The following is a 15,620-nucleotide window of genomic DNA, read 5'->3' as shown; positions in this document are numbered from 1 at the left end:
TTCTGTGATGTCGACCCATCGTTCGCCCAATCTGCGCCTGTCGAGCGTGCTGCAGCAGGGGCTGGTACTGGCTCTGGTTGCCGCGGTGTTTTATCTGCTCTCCAGCAACGCCGCGCTGAACTTGAAGAACCTCAATATCGCCTCGGGATTCGGTTTTCTGTCCCAGCGCGCAGGCTATGACATCAGCTTCTCGCTGATTGATTACACCCCGGATGCGACCTATGCCCGCGCCTATCTGGTGGGCTTGCTCAACACCTTGCTGGTGTCGGTTCTGAGCATTGTGCTGGCGACCCTGCTGGGAGGTGCGCTGGGCATGGCGCGCGTCTCGGACAACTGGCTGATCAAGCGCCTGAGCGGCACCTGCATCGAATTTTTGCGCAATGTGCCGCTGGTGGTGCATCTGGTCTGGTGGTACGGCCTGGTGCTGGCGCTGCCCGGGGTCAAGCACTCGGCCTCGCTGTTTGGCGTGGTGTTTCTGAACAACAACGGCCTCACACTGCCCTGGCTCGAACAGGGCAGTGTGGTCGGCTGGGGGCTTTCCCTCATGCTGCTGGGCACGTTGCTGGCTTATGTGTTTTGCCGCTTGAAGGAAGCCCGCGGGCCGTGGCGCGGTTTTGCTTCCAGGCGCTGGCCCGCGCTGCTGGCCGGGGCTGTGCTGCTGCCCGTGCTGGTGTACGCCTTGAGTGATGCCCATGTGCAATGGGAAGTACCGGTGCAGCGCGGTTTCGGTTTCAAGGGCGGAATCACCCTGGTGCCGGAGATGCTTGCGTTATGCCTGGCCTTGTCGTTCTACAGCGCCAGTTATATCGCCGAGATTGTGCGTGGCGCGATTGAGTCGGTACACCGCGGCCAGTACGAAGCGGCCAGGGCGCTCGGCTTCAAATCCGGTTCCACAATGCGCCAGTTGATCGTCCCCCAGGCCATCTACCCGATGATCCCGCAGATCACCAACACGTACCTGAATATCGTCAAGAACTCTTCACTGGGGGTGGTCATCGGTTTTATGGAACTGGTGTCGTCCACCGGCGGAACAACCCTGAACCAGACCGGCCAGGCCATTGAATGCATCGCGCTGGTGATGGGCACTTACTGCCTGATCAGCCTGGTGATCTCCCTGGGGATGAACATCTACAACCACCGTATCGGCCAGAGGGGGCACTGAACATGACCGCAATGAATCAGGCACTGGCAGTCCCGCTGGCACCGCCGCGCTTGCCCTGGGTACAGCGCGCCGCAGCCTGGAGCCGCAGCCAGTTGTTCCCCAGCGTGGGCCACAGCCTGCTGACCCTGGGCGTGCTGGCGCTGCTGTGCTGGTGCATTCCTGCTGCGCTGAACTGGCTGGTATTCGATGCCACCTTCATCGGCAGCAGTGCCAAAGACTGCAACCCCGGCGGCGCCTGCTGGTTGCCGATTACCCAACGCTGGAACCTGTTTGTGTACGGCTTCTATCCGCAAGCCGAACAGTGGCGGGTAAGCCTGGCACTGGTGCTGGCAGGGGCGGCGTTTGTCTTGCTGTTTTTCAAGCGCCTGGACCGTCGCCTGCTGCTGGCGTATCTGGCGTTGCTGCCGATCGTGATGTGGTGGCTGCTCAAGGGCGGTGCCGGTTTGCCCGAGGTGTCTTCGACCAAGTTCGCCGGGATGCTGGTGACAGTATTCCTGGGCACCGCCGGGATGATTTTCGCGCTGCCGCTGGGGATTTTGCTGGCGCTGGGCCGACGTTCGAAACTGCCGGTGGTGCGCATGCTTTGCGTGCTCTATATCGAGCTGGTGCGCTCGGTGCCGGTGATTTCGCTGCTGTTTATGGCTTCGCTGATGATTCAGCTGTTCCTGCCGCCGGATTCGGCCTTCGACATCCTCTTGCGGGTGCAACTGGTGCTGATCCTGTTTACCGCCGCCTATATGGCTGAAACCCTGCGCGGCGGTTTGCAGAACCTGCCCAAGGGCCAATACGAGGCGGCCATGGCGCTGGGTTTTGGTTACTGGAAAACCATGGGCCAGATCATTTTGCCGCAAGTGCTCAAGCAATCCATTGCGCCCTTGCTCACGCAGTTTATCGGCCTGTTCAAAGAGACCACGCTGGTGATGATCGTCGGCGTACTGGACATCGTCGGTATCGCCATGAGCACCGCCGTCGCCCCGGAATGGGTTGAGTACGGCCACGAAATCTACGTCTTCCTGGCGATCTACTTCTTCGTCATCTGTTTTGCACTGTCGCGCTATGCCCGACACCTTGAACAACGTATGGAGCAAAGCCGCTCATGATCAGCAAACCCAAGGCTGATGCCGCCGCAATGGTACGCATCGAACAATTGAACAAGTGGTTCGGCAATGCCCATGTGCTGAAAAACATCTCGCTGAATGTCCATGCCGGGGAAAAAGTAGTGATCTGCGGGCCTTCGGGCTCCGGCAAGTCAACTCTGATCCGCTGCATCAACCAGCTGGAACAACACCAGCAGGGCCTGGTTGTCGTGCTGGGCGAGGAACTTGACGGCAACCTCAAGGGGCTTGAGCGCATCCGCCGCCAGGTGGGCATGTGCTTCCAGCACTTCAACCTGTTCCCGCACCTCACGGTGCTGAAAAACTGCACGTTACCGCAGACGTCCAACCTGGGCGTGCCCGAGGCTGAGGCCATTGAACGAGCGCTGGGCTTGCTGGACAAGGTCAAGATGCGCGACCACGCCAACAAGTTTCCGTCGCAGTTATCCGGTGGCCAGCAGCAACGAATCGCCATAGCCCGGGCGCTGTGCATGCAACCCAAGGTCATGCTGTTTGACGAGCCGACCTCGGCCCTGGACCCGGAAATGATCGCTGAAGTGCTGGACGTCATGACCGGCCTGGCCCAGGAAGGCATGACCATGATCTGCGTGACCCACGAAATGGGTTTTGCACGCAAGGTAGCCGACCGCATTGTCTTTATGGATCAGGGTGAAATCATTGAAGAGGCCCCCCCGGAGCGGTTTTTCTCAGCCCCTGAATCACCTCGAACCCAACGTTTTTTGAGCCAGATCATCAATCACGGAGTGCATGCCCAATGACCCAATCCATTGCGATGGCCTTGCATGGCGGTGCCGGTGTGCTGATGCCCGGTGTTTTGACCCGCGAAGACGAACAGGCGATCCACGCAGCACTGCTGCAGGCGCTCAAGGCGGGTGTCGATGTCCTGGAAAAGGGCGGCAGCAGTCTGGATGCGGTACAAGCCAGTGTGGTTGAGCTTGAAGAGTGCCCCTGGTTCAACGCCGGTAAAGGCGCGGTGTTTACCCACAGCGGTGACCACGAACTGGACGCCGCGATCATGAACGGGGCCAACCTGGAAGCCGGAGCCGTAGCCGGCGTGCATCATGTGCGCAACCCGATATGCGGTGCGCGGGCGGTGCTGGAGCACAGCGAGCATGTGCTGCTGGCCGGTGCCGGGGCAGACTTGTTCCTGTCCGAACAGGCGGGTCTCGAACATGTTAGCAATGACTGGTACGACACGCCTTTGCGTCGTCGCCAGTGGGCTGCGCAACAGCAGCAACCGGAGACGGTGTTGCTGGAGCCGGGAGGTGTGGAGAAAAAATTCGGCACTGTGGGGGCTGTCGCCCTGGACCGTCACGGCCATGTAGCAGCAGCCACCTCCACCGGGGGCATCACCAACAAACGCTACGGCCGGGTGGGTGACTCGCCACTGATTGGCTCCGGCACCTGGGCGGATGACCGCAGCGCGGCGATTTCGGCGACTGGCCACGGCGAGTTCTTTATGCGCACCGTGGTGGCCCACAATATTGCATCGCGCATTCGCCTGGTGGGTTCGAGCCTGGCAGACGCCTGCGAGCAAGTTGTGCAGGGCGAGCTCAAGGAGCTGGGTGGTAACGGCGGCGTGGTCGCCGTGACACCGGGCGGCGAGACCGTGCTGAGCTTTAATACGCCGGGCATGTACCGCGCCTGGCTGGATACTGACGGCGGCCTGCACACCGCCATTTATGCCGAGGACGACTGCCTGCATCGACTTTGAGTGAATTGACCCGCGGGGCGGCTGGAGATTAGTCTCGATCTCCTTTCGCCCCGTGGAATGCATCGATGATCACCTGCTACCTGCGTTACGTGATTGACCCTTACCAACTGGCCGAATTCGAGGCCTATGCCAAAGTCTGGATCCCGCTGGTAGCCAAATTTGGCGGCCAGCATCACGGTTACTTCCTGCCCTCGGAAGGTGCCAATAACATTGCTCTGGCCATGTTTACCTTCCCCAGCCTCGCAGCCTATGAAGACTACCGCGAACGCTCAAAAACAGATGCCGAATGCATTGCCGCGTTCAAACTGGCTGAAGATAATCGCTGTATCCTGAGTTACGAGCGCAGCTTTTTCAGGCCGGTTTTCGACTAACCCCCACTTCTTCAAAGAGGCATGCCCCTATGGCAACTGCATCCGCATTTATTGATATTCCCGCTTCACCCGATCAGGTCTGGCAATTGATCGGTGGTTTCAACTCGCTGCCGGACTGGTTGCCCCTGGTTGCCGTCAGCGAAGCTGGCGAAGGCGGGCGCTTGCGCCATCTGCAGACCGTGGATGGCACGGTGATCGTTGAGCGCCTGCAAACATTCGACAATGCCGGCAAGACCTACAGCTACTCCATTGTCGAGGCGCCGTTTCCGGTGACCGACTACCTGGCGACCTTGCGCGTTGAAGCGCTGGGCGACGGCGCCCGTGTGACCTGGTCGGGGCAGTTCACCCCGGCAGGTGTAAGCACTGAAGCTGCCGAAGAGCTGTTTACCGGGGTCTATCAGGGTGGGCTGGCGGCGCTGAGCGGCAATTTCGCAGGCTGATTTGTTGTGGGAGCGGGCTTGCCCGCGATGGTATCGACGCGGTTCGACGGGCACACCGCAGCGCCTGAATCGCAGGCAAGCCAGCTCCCACAGGGCATGTTGTGCTCACATAAATGAGGTTTGCCTGATCATTATTGTGGGAGCGAGCCTGCTCGCGAAGGTATCGATGCGGTCTACCAACTGAACCGCGTCGCCTGAATCGCTCGAGCCCAGTTCCCACATTAAATGCAAGCGCAAAAGTGGGTTGAAAATACCCGTTATCCGTGCCGTGATGGCCATTTCAAATCAACTAAATCTTAAAAAGTGTGGCTATTTAATGACTTAGGTCAGTATTGCCTTGAAATAAAATGTGCAGAATCACTTGTTACTGATTGTTACGATAGGGTAAGATCGCCCTGCGTTCACCTACCACGGTTTATGCATTTTTAAGCCCCAAGTTTCCATCAGCTACTTGGGCTTTTTTTTGCCTGAAATTTGATATTGGATCCAATTTTCGGCCAATAAAAAGGCGCCAATCGCTGGCGCCTTGTGGCAGTTGCCACGCTCTAATAAGCGACTCAGCGCACCAGGCAGGGTTTTTTGTTGTCGTATTTCCAGCCGGGAATCATGTACTGCATGGCCACGCTGTCATCCCGGGCACCCAGGCCCATGCCTTTGTACAGTTCGTGAGCCTTGGCCACGGCGTCCATGTCGATGTCCACGCCCAAGCCAGGCTTTGTCGGAACCTTGATATGGCCGTCGACAATTTTCAGCGGTTCACGGGTCAGGCGCTGGCCGTCCTGCCAGATCCAGTGGGTATCAATGGCGGTGATGTCCCCCGGCGCTGCAGCCGCAACCTGGGTGAACATGGCCAGGGAAATGTCGAAGTGGTTGTTGGAATGCGAGCCCCAGGTCAGGCCCCATTCGTGGCACATCTGCGCAACGCGTACCGAGCCCTGCAGGGTCCAGAAGTGCGGGTCGGCCAATGGGATGTCCACGGCCTGCGATTGAATCGCATGGCCCATTTCGCGCCAGTCGGTGGCAATCATGTTGGTGGCGGTGCGCAGGCCGGTGGCGCGGCGGAACTCGGCCATGACTTCGCGCCCCGAATAGCCGTTTTCGGCGCCGCAAGGGTCTTCGGCATAGGCCAGTACCCGATGCTGGTCGCGACACAGGGCGATGGCTTCCTTGAGAGACCAGGCTCCATTAGGGTCCAGAGTGATGCGGGCATCGGGGAAACGCTCGGCCAGTGCAGTGACCGCTTCGATTTCTTCGCCGCCGCGCAGCACGCCGCCCTTGAGCTTGAAGTCGTTGAAGCCGTAACGGGCCTGTGCCGCTTCCGCCAAGCGCACGATGGCCTGTGGGGTAAGGGCTTGTTCATGGCGCAGGCGTGTCCAGTCATCGCCATCCGCTTCGCTGCGGTAGGCCAGATCGGTGTGTTGACGGTCGCCAATATAGAACAGATAGCCGAGCATCTTCACGGCATCCCGTTGCTGGCTTTCACCGAGCAAGGCGGCTACCGGCACGTGCAGAAATTGACCGAGCAAGTCGAGCAGGGCGGCTTCCATTGCCGTCACGGCGTGGATGGTGATGCGCAGGTCGAAGGTTTGCAGGCCGCGCCCCGCCGAATCCCGTGCGGCGAAGGTGCTGCGCATGGCGTTGAGGACAGCCTGGTAATTGCCGATGGGCTGGCCAATCACCAGGCTGCGGGCGTCTTCCAGAGTTTCGCGGATGCGCTCGCCACCGGGCACTTCACCCACGCCGGTATTGCCGCTGCTGTCCTTGAGGATAACGATATTGCGGGTAAAGAAGGGGCCGTGGGCGCCGCTCAGGTTGAGCAGCATGCTGTCATGGCCCGCCACCGGGATCACCTGCAGGCTGGTCACGATCGGAGCTTGGCTGGCGTGGTGTTGATGGTCGGCATTCATGGTCTGGTCCTTGTCAGGCAGTTTGCAGGGCGGTGGGGGTCACGGCCGTGGGTGTGGGTTTGGTTTTGGCAAAGAACACAATGAGTGCCGCAATGATCGACGTGCCGGCCAGGCCATAGAGCCCGCCCTGGATCGAGCCTGTGGTTTGTTCCAGTAACCCGAAGGTGGTGGGGGCGACGAAGCCGCCGAGGTTGCCGATGGAATTGATCAAGGCAATGACTGCCGCCGCGATACGTGCATCCAGGTAGCCTTGGGGAATGGGCCAGAACAGCGCCGAGGCCGACTTGAAGCCGATGGCGGCAAAGCAGATGGCGATAAACGCAAAGATCGGCCCGCCGGTGGTGGACATAAACATGCCGGTGGCGGCAATCACCAGGGCGGCCGCCACCCAGGCCTGCTGGAACCTGAATTTGCTGGCCAGCGAGGCAAAGGCATACATGGCAATGATTGAAATCAGCCACGGGATCGAGTTGTAGAAGCCCACCTGGATATCGCTCAGGTCACCCATTTTTTTGATGATGCTCGGTAGCCAGAACGTGGCCGCGTAAATGGTCAGCTGGATACAGAAGTAAATCGCGCAGAACAGCATGATCTGGCGGTCCTTGAGCAGCATGCCCAGGGTCGGCTTGACGGTGTTGGCGGCATCGCGTTCACGCTGTTCGCGGTCAATTTCGTTAACCAGCGCATCTTGCTCTGCAAGGCTGAGCCATTTGGCGTCATGGGGTTTTGAGTCCAGCCAGAACCACACAAACACGCATAGCACCACCGAGGCCATACCTTCGATGATGTACATCCACTGCCAGCCGTGCAGTCCCATGCCGGTGATTTGCAGCAGCAGGCCGCTCAGTGGTCCCGAGATCAGCGAGGCCAGTGCCGAGCCGCTGAGGAAGATGGCAATCGCCTTGCCGCGTTCGGCGCCCGGCAGCCAGCGGGTGAAGTAATAGATCACGCCCGGGAAGAAGCCCGCTTCGGCGACGCCAAGCAGAAAACGCAGGATATAGAAGTGGGTTTCGTTCTGGATAAAGGCCATCAGGGTGGCGGTGATACCCCAGGTGAACATGATTCGGGTGAGCCAGATGCGGGCGCCGACTTTTTGCAGCAGCATATTGGACGGCACTTCAAACAGTGCGTAGCCAATGAAAAACAGCCCCGCACCGAAACCATAGGCGGCGGCACCAATACCCAGATCGTGCTCCATGTGGCTGCGTACGAAGCCGATGTTTACCCGGTCGATGTAGTTGACGATAAACATGATGACGAAAAGTGGCAGTACATGCCTCTTCACTTTTTGGATCGCACGCGCCAGGACGGGGTCATTGGCGTACGCAGCAGACGGATTGCTGGAAGTGTTCACAATTCAAAGCCCCACTGATTATTTTTATGCGGGTTGTGTGTGCTGCAGATGGCTCTGCAGTTGCCAGACATCATACGAGTTGGTTTTTTCCCTAGCAATGCCATGAAACAAACGAAAAAGTTATAAAAGATGCAGCTTTAGATACCTTTTGTGAGGTTTTATCGCTGTTTAGAGCATTTTGAAGCCAGAGGTCAGGTTCGGAAACGTATCTGCCTGGGGGGCTGAGTTCGTTCAAACCCAAGGTTTTCTGAGATTTATATAACTTGTCATACATGTTGGGGTGCTAGTATCAAGCGGTCTTGTACGAATGGATTTGCCCCATGCATGACCCCCAGAGTGCGCCGCTGCGCAAGCGTTCACCGGGCCTTGCCCACGACATCGTGGCCGAGCTGACCCAGCGAATTTTGCTGGGCCAACTGGCGCCCGGCGAGAAGCTGCCTTCCGAGTCGGCCATCGTGCGCGAACACGGTGTTAGCCGCACGGTGGTGCGTGAAGCGATTTCAAAATTGCAGGCATCCGGGCTGGTCGAAACCCGTCACGGCATTGGTACCTTCGTGCTTGAGCGCGATCCGCGCCAGGGTATCCACCTGAGCCGTGATACCGCAGCCAGCGTGCGCGGTATCGTCGAATTGCGCCTGGGCCTGGAGACCCAGGCTGCGGCGCTGGCCGCGAGGCGGCGCACGGAGGAGCAACTGCTGCAGATGCGCCAGGCGCTGGATGACCATCAAAGCTCACTGGCCAACAACGACAGCAGCGTCGAGCCGGACCTGCGTTTCCACCAGTTGATCGCTCAGGCCACGGGCAACGCTTATTTCACCGATATCATTGCCCAGTTGGGGCGTTCGGTGATTCCGCGTACCCGGATCAATAGTGAAGAGCGCGGTGATGCCGATCTCAAGCAGTTGGGGCAAATGGCTGTGCTGGAACATGAGGCGATCTTGCGCGCGATCCGCCGTCAGGACCCCGACGCCGCCCGCGCTGCCATGCTGCTGCATTTGAGCAACAGCCTGGAGCGCATGGCGGGGGGGTGAGGGCTGTCACTTCAACGCCATATCCTCAGGATTGATCTGTTTCCAGGCTTGCAGCACCACCTGCGCTTTGGGCTCCTGGCCGCTGTCGAGGTAGAACTGGATCAACGCCAATCGCGCATCGCGAAACGCCGGCTGACGCTTGAGCAGTTCTTCCATTTGCGCGCAGGCCTGTTCGAGCTGGCCGCTCTGGTGCAGGGCCACCGCCAGCACATAGCGGTACTGGCTGTTGTCCGGTTCCAGTTTTACAGCCTGCTGCAAAGCTTTCATCGCTTGTTCGGGCTGGCCACCGCGAATCAATGCCAGCCCCAGGCTGTGTTGCAACAACGCTGCCTGCGGTTGTGCCTTGATCGCGTCGTTGAGCAGGGTCGAGGCCTCGGCACTGCGCCCACTGGCTTCCAGCCATTGGGCCAGAGTGACCAGCGCCGGGTAGAAGTCCGGGTCGCGCAGCAGGGCGGCGCGCAGTCTGGCCTCGACCTCGGCATTGCGCCCGCTGGCCTGATACAGCATGGCCAGGTTGAGGTTGGACTCGGCCCGTTCGGCCAGGCTCAGCTGCACGCTTTCGTATTCACCGATGGCCTTGTCCCACGCCACTTGATTCGTGCCCAGGCCATTGCGCGCAGCGCCCTGCAAGTTGCGCGCGGCGATGATGCGCACTGCACGCACGCTGTCACTCAACAATGGGCTGAGCAACGCGACCCGCTCTGCCGGAGGCAAGAAAGCGCTCACTGCCCGCACCGCGCTTTCACGCACTTGCGGGGCAGGGTGGTTGAGGTCCTTGCTGGCCAGCTGCAGTGCGGATTCGCTGGGGTAGTTGGCCAGTTCAGCCAACAACGTGGCGCGTTGAATCGCTGGCAGGTTGCTGCGCCGCAATTGCTCGTAGAGCGCCTGCGCAGCACCCGGCCGGCCGCCGCGGATCAGCCACAGGCTTTCATCGTACCGGGCTGCTTGCGGTGCATCGTGGGCGGTCCAGAGCTTGAACTGCTCCGTCACCCTGTCACCGGCCTTGCCCTGATGGCAGCCCAGGCAGGCATCCGTTGTGCCCAGGGCTTTGGCCCGCACCGGGTTGGGGATGCTGAAGCTGTGGTCATGGCGATAGTCGTTGCCCATGTAGAACTTGCCGGGCATATGGCAATCCACACATTGCGAGCCCGGTTGGCCTTCGGCATGGCGATGGTGGTCGATGGCGTCATAGTTCTTCGCGTGCAGGCCCTTGCCATCAATCCCGGCAATGGCTGCTTTGCCGGCCGTGTTGTGGCATTGCAGGCACAGTGCATTGCCCGCTGCCTTGAGTTCGGTGCTGTGGGGGTTGTGGCAGTTGCTGCAACGCACGCCCTTGTCGAACATCTTGCTTTGCAGGAACGAGCCGTGTTCGAACACCTCGTCCTTGATCTTGCCGTCCAGTGCGTACAGCTCGCGGGTCAGTACGCTGGGCAGGTAGTCGTCCATCAGCCGCTTGCCCACGGTAAAGCCATCGCCCAGCGGGGCGCGGCGGGCATGGCAGCGGGCGCAGGTTTCGAGTTCTACCGTGGCGTCCTTGCTTTTAAGGTCGACGTCAAAGCCGCTGTGGGGCAACGGGTTGTTTTCCGTGACAGCACGCAGATGGCTGGACGCCGGGCCGTGACAGGCCTGGCAACCGACGCCGAGACTGTTCCATTGGCTGTTGAAGCTGTTGCTGGCGGCATCAAAGTTACGTTTGTAGCCGGTGGTGTGACATTCGACGCACATAAAGTTGGCGTTCTGGTTCGGTTTGCTCCAATGCAGCGGGTTCTTGAAGCTCACCCCCTGGCCTGGGTACAGATGGAACCAGCGGTGTTTTTCGGTATCCCAGGCCACCCCCAGGGCTTGCAGTCTGCCGTCGCCAACTTCGATCAAATACTGCTGCAACGGCGCAATGCCGAAGGTGTAAGCGACCTTGAAGTCGGCGGGTTTGCCATCCAGCCCCGGCGTATTGACCCAGAACTCGTCGCCCTGGCGAAAAAACCGGCTGTTTTCGCCTTCGCCCTTGAACGTGGCATTGCTGAAGTCGGCCAGTACGGTCTGCGGCGCGGCCACCTGCATGGCCAGTTGATGATGAGAGCCTTGCCAGTCCTTGACCTGGGCGTCGTGACAACCCTGGCACTGTTGCTCGTCGACCATCTGCGCCGGGGCGACGGGCTCGGCCACCGCAGCCGTGGCCAGCACCTTGGGCTCATACACCGGCGCCGGGCGGCTGAGATAAAACCATAACCCGCCCAGCACCACCAGCAACACGGCAGCGCTTACGGGTAACAGGTAACGGCTCATCAGGGTGGGGCGCGAATCAGGTGGGTTTGCAGCTTTTATAGTTTTAGTTTTGGGCATTGCGACTTCCGTATCCAAAAGGCTCTAGCGTTCACCGACAAACCAGCGGTAATAGGGGTTGGCGCCATCGCCACGCATTACTTCACGGATATCCCGGCTCCATGCCTCGCGGTCGCCATCATAGGCATGCAGGCTGGAACGGTAAAACTGCATCAGGCGTTGCTGTTGGCTGTGCATGCGCTCGACAAACTCCGGGGCGGCGTTGAGCAACGGTATCGGTTGGCGCAGATCGAGCAGCGCCGGCAGCACCCGGCTGATTTCTTTGCTGCGCACCCACGGAGCGTACTCGATACGCGGTTGGTCGTCCGTGACGGCCGGCGCATCTGCAGCAAAGCGCACCAGCCCTTCACGGTCGGTCACCCAGGTTGCCAGCAGTGCCGCTGGCGAAGCGACGCCCACATCCTGCAGGGCGTTGCGTACACCCGGTTGCCCGAAACGGGCGCTGATGCGCGCGGCATCCAGTTCAATGGGCTGCAATGAACCCACCAGCAGCATTTCGTGAAACTCGCTGGTCCATAGCGTGGCGTAAGGGAATACGTCGAGAAAACTGCGCACCAGCGAACGCGAGTCGTCGATATTCTGCGTCGGCAACGGCAGCCATTGCGCAACTATCCCTTGCGGGTGCAGGCGCTGTGCAGCCAGTTGATAGAAGTCCCGCGAGTACAGATTGACTACGCCGGCGGCGGAGGGCGGTGGTGGTTCGAGGGTGATCAGGTCATAGCGCTGTTCGCTGCGCAGAAGTTCCTGGCGACCGTCGCGCAAACGCACCTGCAAGCCGGGGTTGGAAGCCGCAGCGAAGTTGCCTTTGAACAGGATTGAAGCCTTGACCACCGAGGGCAATAACTCGGCCACCACCCGTTGTTGCAGTCCCGGGTAACTCAACAGGGCCCCGGCAGTGATCCCGGTGCCAAAGCCGATTACCAGCGCCGAGCGTGGTTCGCCGTTGTGGATCAACAGCGGCAACAGGGCCTGGATACGCATGTAGCGCAGTGAAGGCATGGCATCACCGGTGTTGGACACGCCCTGGATATACAGGCGATGGAAGCGGCGTTCACCCTTGCCCTGGGCCACGACGGCGACGGTGCCGCCGCGACCTTCCTGGTAAAACACCAGCTCACCGTTACGGGCTCCGGGCAGCAGTTCGGCGAGGCGCTCAACCGGCGTTAAGACGGCTACCAGCAGCGCTGCCAGGCTGAACGCAACGACTGCCTGGCGATGGCCTTTCTTGACCCGGTGCCCCTGCTGTACCGCGATCAAACCTACTGCAGCGGCGATGACTGCCAGCATGCCGAGCGTATGTACCAGCCCCAGCCAGGGGATCAGGACAAAACCGCAGAGGGCAACGCCGACGATCCCGCCCAGCGTGTTGAACGCCACGACTGCACCGACATCCCGCCCGATCCGGCCGGGGCCGACGCACAGGCGCAGGGCTATCGGGAACGCTGCGCCCAACAGCAACGTAGGGATAAACACAATGCTCAGTGCAGCCACTGCGAAGCGGGCGCTCATGCCCAGCAACACACTGCCACCCAAGGCCAGTGCCGCAGTCTCTGCCTGGGTTTGCAGCAGGATCAGCCAGCGTCCGAGCAGGGCAACTTCCAGCAGGGCAACCAGTCCGGCCCCGGCAATCAGCAAGGCAAACACACCCCAGGGATCGCGTAGCCGATCAACCCGGCGCGCCATCAGGCTGCTGCCGATAAACAGTCCGGTCAGGTAAGTGGCCAGCACCACGGCAAAGGCGTAGGTACGGGTGCTCATGAACTGAACGATCGATTGCGACCAGACCACTTCGTAGCCCAGTGCCACACCGCCCGCGATGGCATACAGGGCCATGGCCAGCCGGGCCGGATTGTGTGCCGCGCTGGTCGCCACCGGATCGGCGACAATGGTGTGCTGCCCGCGTTGCAACCACAGGGCACCCGCGGCGGCAATCAGGTTGAGTACGGCGGCTACAACGGCACTGGCGAAAACACCGAGGCTGGCAATCAGGATAAAGGCGGTCAGCAGAGTGCCGACAATCGCCCCGCCGGTATTGGCGGCATACAGGCGGCCACCGGCCTGGCCCAGATGTTGCGGCTCGGATGCCAGTGCGCGTATCAGCACTGGCAGCGTGCCGCCCATCAAGAGGGCGGGCAGCCCCACCAGCAGCAATGGCAGCAACCAGGCGGGCAGGCCGATCCGTTGTTCGAGCCAGGCAAATGGCGCCGCGGCCATACCCAGCCCCAGCGTGGCGCCGATGCCGAGCACGGCCACACCCACTTCAAGGCCCGCATATAACAGCAAGGGTTTGCCCAGGCGGTCGGCGCAGCGGCCAAACAGCAGCCCGCCAAGGGCCAGCCCGGCAAAGAAGGCGCTGATGCCGGTGGTGATGGCGTACACCTCGACACCGATCACCAGCGACAGTTGTTTGATCCACAGCACCTGATAGATCAGGGCGGCAGTACCGGAAATAAATAGCAGCAAGGCAGTGGCAGACAATGCAGTACGGCTGGGCGGTAAGGGTGACGGCATTGCGCGGGAGCCTTGTGCAGAAGGAATTCGGGAAGGAGTCGTTACCCCGTGTGGGAGCGGGCTTGCTCGCGATGGAGGCGGCGCGATCTGACAGATGCAGTGCGTCGAGACAATCGCGGGCAAGCCCGCTCCCACAGGGCAGGTTTACTGCGCTGGCTGATTTTTCATTTTTTCCGCAATCTTGGCGTCTACCGCTGCCCGTACCTGATCGATACTGAAGCTTGGCGGCTTCTGGCTTGGCGGGTAATCGACGAAGGTTTCCAGGAAGTTGGCCGCCTTCATGATTGCCAGTTCGTTCAAGTAGACGTTTTTCGTGCTCCAGTCGTAATACTGATCGGAGACCACGTCAGCCCGTTCGAACGGGTCCATGCGCAGGTTGAAGATTTTCGGCACCCGCAGGCATACGAAAGGTTCGCTCCAGACCTTGAAACCGCCCGGTTCGCGTTGCTCGCAGAACACCACTTTCCAGTTGTCGAAACGCATCGATACCAGCATGCCGTCATCGTTGAAGTAGTAGAACTCGTTGCGATTGCCCTTGGGTTGTTCGCCGGTCAGGTACGGCAGCTGGTTGAAACCGTCCAGGTGCACCTTGAAGTTGTTGCCACCTGCCACCGGGGCCCAGCCCTTGAGCAACTTGTCTTTGACATCGGCATCGCCAGCCACCGCGAGCAGGGTCGGGAACCAGTCCAGCCCCGAGAACATCTCGTTACTCACTTCGCCAGCCTTGATTTTCCCCGGCCAGCGCACGATTGCCGGGACACGGAAGGCACCTTCCCAGTTGGAGTTCTTCTCGTTCCGGAACGGCGTGGTGGCCGCGTCCGGCCAGGAGAACTGGTTCGGCCCGTTGTCGGTGGTGTAGACCACGATGGTGTTGTCGGCGATTTTCAGGTCATCGAGGGTTTTCAGCAGTTTGCCGACGTCGCCGTCATGCTCAAGCATGCCATCGGCGTACTCGTTGCCGGGCATACCACTCTGGCCCTTCATCGAGTCGCGCACGTGGGTAAAGACGTGCATGCGCGTGGTGTTCATCCACACAAAAAAAGGCTTGTCGGCCTTGGCCTGCTTTTCGATGAACTCCTGCGCGGCCGCGGTGGTTTCGTCGTCGATGGTTTCCATGCGCTTGGCGGTCAGGGCCCCGGTGTCTTCAATCTTGCCGTCGGCAAAACTGTGGATCACGCCACGGGGCGAGGTGGCCTTGACGAAAGCCGGGTCATCCTTGGGCCAGTACGGGCGTTCGGGTTCTTCCTCGGCATTGAGGTGGTAGAGGTTGCCGAAAAACTCGTCAAAACCATGATTGGTCGGCAAGTACTCGTCGCGGTCGCCCAGGTGGTTTTTACCGAATTGTGCAGTGGCGTAGCCCTGGGATTTGAGCGCCTGGGCGATGGTGATATCGCGCTTTTGCAGGCCTACCGGTGCTCCCGGTATGCCGACTTTGGACAGGCCTGTGCGCAGCGGCGTCTGCCCGGTGATAAACGACGAGCGCCCGGCGGTGCAGCTGTTCTCTGCGTAGTAGTCAGTGAACTCACTGAGGTGGCTTGGAGACCAGATGGGGTGGGCACCGTAGCATGTGGCATCACCATTTGATACTGCCTTGTCACACTCTATGAGCCGCTCTTGGGGTCCTTATCGTGCGCCCGTGCCTGAGCCTTTCCGTGCGCTCGCGAGGGTCCCTACC

The 15,620-nt window shown here is 60.3% G+C and carries 11 protein-coding genes and 1 pseudogene; 7 read left to right on the top strand and 5 right to left on the bottom strand.

The window, feature by feature from the left end; genetic code table 11:
* Positions 1–7: 7 nt before the first annotated feature.
* The 6 genes from PPTH39_RS03440 to PPTH39_RS03415 all read left to right on the top strand — a co-directional run bounded on the left by PPTH39_RS03440 (position 8) and on the right by PPTH39_RS03415 (position 4,802).
* Positions 8–1,162: an amino acid ABC transporter permease gene (locus PPTH39_RS03440; protein WP_095025851.1), complete on the top strand. Its 1,155-nt coding sequence runs from the start codon at positions 8–10 to the stop codon at positions 1,160–1,162.
* 2 nt (positions 1,163–1,164) lie between these two features.
* Positions 1,165–2,262 carry an amino acid ABC transporter permease gene (locus PPTH39_RS03435; RefSeq protein WP_095000505.1) on the top strand — a complete coding sequence of 366 codons (1,098 nt, stop codon included), beginning with the start codon at positions 1,165–1,167 and terminating at the stop codon, positions 2,260–2,262.
* On the top strand, positions 2,259–3,035 hold the full coding sequence (locus PPTH39_RS03430) for an amino acid ABC transporter ATP-binding protein (RefSeq protein WP_095000504.1): 777 nt from the start codon (positions 2,259–2,261) through the stop codon (positions 3,033–3,035). The genes PPTH39_RS03435 and PPTH39_RS03430 overlap by 4 nt, the downstream gene beginning before the upstream one ends.
* Complete coding sequence (locus PPTH39_RS03425; RefSeq protein WP_095000503.1) at positions 3,032–3,991, top strand: isoaspartyl peptidase/L-asparaginase family protein; 960 nt, start codon at positions 3,032–3,034, stop codon at positions 3,989–3,991. The genes PPTH39_RS03430 and PPTH39_RS03425 overlap by 4 nt, the downstream gene beginning before the upstream one ends.
* Before the next feature lie 65 nt (positions 3,992–4,056).
* The gene (locus PPTH39_RS03420; RefSeq protein ID WP_095000502.1) at positions 4,057–4,362 is read left to right on the top strand and encodes an NIPSNAP family protein; all 306 of its coding nucleotides are present in this window, start codon (positions 4,057–4,059) and stop codon (positions 4,360–4,362) included.
* 29 nt (positions 4,363–4,391) lie between these two features.
* The gene (locus tag PPTH39_RS03415) at positions 4,392–4,802 is read left to right on the top strand and encodes an SRPBCC family protein (RefSeq protein WP_095000501.1); all 411 of its coding nucleotides are present in this window, start codon (positions 4,392–4,394) and stop codon (positions 4,800–4,802) included.
* A 557-nt stretch (positions 4,803–5,359) separates the two neighbouring features.
* Here the strand turns inward: PPTH39_RS03415 and gudD are convergent.
* Positions 5,360–6,709: a glucarate dehydratase gene (gene gudD, locus PPTH39_RS03410; RefSeq protein ID WP_130871597.1), complete on the bottom strand. Its 1,350-nt coding sequence runs from the start codon at positions 6,707–6,709 to the stop codon at positions 5,360–5,362.
* A gap of 13 nt (positions 6,710–6,722) precedes the next feature.
* Positions 6,723–8,063, bottom strand: coding sequence for an MFS transporter (locus PPTH39_RS03405; RefSeq protein ID WP_130871596.1), 1,341 nt, complete (start codon positions 8,061–8,063; stop codon positions 6,723–6,725).
* A gap of 320 nt (positions 8,064–8,383) precedes the next feature.
* Between PPTH39_RS03405 and PPTH39_RS03400 the strand changes: the two genes are divergently transcribed.
* Positions 8,384–9,094 carry a FadR/GntR family transcriptional regulator gene (locus tag PPTH39_RS03400; protein WP_095018091.1) on the top strand — a complete coding sequence of 237 codons (711 nt, stop codon included), beginning with the start codon at positions 8,384–8,386 and terminating at the stop codon, positions 9,092–9,094.
* 6 nt (positions 9,095–9,100) lie between these two features.
* Here the strand turns inward: PPTH39_RS03400 and PPTH39_RS03395 are convergent, their stop codons facing one another.
* The 3 genes and pseudogenes from PPTH39_RS03395 to PPTH39_RS03385 all read right to left on the bottom strand — a co-directional run.
* Positions 9,101–11,434: a tetratricopeptide repeat protein gene (locus tag PPTH39_RS03395; RefSeq protein ID WP_130871595.1), complete on the bottom strand. Its 2,334-nt coding sequence runs from the start codon at positions 11,432–11,434 to the stop codon at positions 9,101–9,103.
* Positions 11,435–11,458: 24 nt separating this feature from the next.
* Positions 11,459–13,945 carry a fused MFS/spermidine synthase gene (locus PPTH39_RS03390; RefSeq protein ID WP_130871594.1) on the bottom strand — a complete coding sequence of 829 codons (2,487 nt, stop codon included), beginning with the start codon at positions 13,943–13,945 and terminating at the stop codon, positions 11,459–11,461.
* Between the two features lie 144 nt (positions 13,946–14,089).
* Positions 14,090–15,466, bottom strand: a pseudogene (locus PPTH39_RS03385) (arylsulfatase); the annotation flags it as partial.
* Positions 15,467–15,620: the final 154 nt, after the last annotated feature.

Source organism: Pseudomonas bubulae (assembly GCF_900618535.1).
In the GTDB taxonomy this organism is placed as follows: domain Bacteria; phylum Pseudomonadota; class Gammaproteobacteria; order Pseudomonadales; family Pseudomonadaceae; genus Aquipseudomonas; species Aquipseudomonas bubulae.
Note: the sequence above shows the minus strand (reverse complement) of the source record. Positions and strands in the feature narration are given on the sequence as shown.

Excerpts from the sequence above, each read along its gene's own strand:
- PPTH39_RS03430 (WP_095000504.1), top strand. The coding sequence starts at position 2,259 with ATGATCAGCAAACCCAAGGCTGATGCCGCCGCAATGGTACGCATCGAA.
- PPTH39_RS03415 (WP_095000501.1), top strand. The coding sequence starts at position 4,392 with ATGGCAACTGCATCCGCATTTATTGATATTCCCGCTTCACCCGATCAG.
- PPTH39_RS03400 (WP_095018091.1), top strand. The coding sequence starts at position 8,384 with ATGCATGACCCCCAGAGTGCGCCGCTGCGCAAGCGTTCACCGGGCCTT.
- PPTH39_RS03390 (WP_130871594.1), bottom strand. The coding sequence starts at position 13,945 with ATGCCGTCACCCTTACCGCCCAGCCGTACTGCATTGTCTGCCACTGCC.
- PPTH39_RS03435 (WP_095000505.1), top strand. The coding sequence starts at position 1,165 with ATGACCGCAATGAATCAGGCACTGGCAGTCCCGCTGGCACCGCCGCGC.
- PPTH39_RS03425 (WP_095000503.1), top strand. The coding sequence starts at position 3,032 with ATGACCCAATCCATTGCGATGGCCTTGCATGGCGGTGCCGGTGTGCTG.
- PPTH39_RS03395 (WP_130871595.1), bottom strand. The coding sequence starts at position 11,434 with ATGCCCAAAACTAAAACTATAAAAGCTGCAAACCCACCTGATTCGCGC.
- gudD (WP_130871597.1), bottom strand. The coding sequence starts at position 6,709 with ATGAATGCCGACCATCAACACCACGCCAGCCAAGCTCCGATCGTGACC.
- PPTH39_RS03420 (WP_095000502.1), top strand. The coding sequence starts at position 4,057 with ATGATCACCTGCTACCTGCGTTACGTGATTGACCCTTACCAACTGGCC.
- PPTH39_RS03440 (WP_095025851.1), top strand. The coding sequence starts at position 8 with ATGTCGACCCATCGTTCGCCCAATCTGCGCCTGTCGAGCGTGCTGCAG.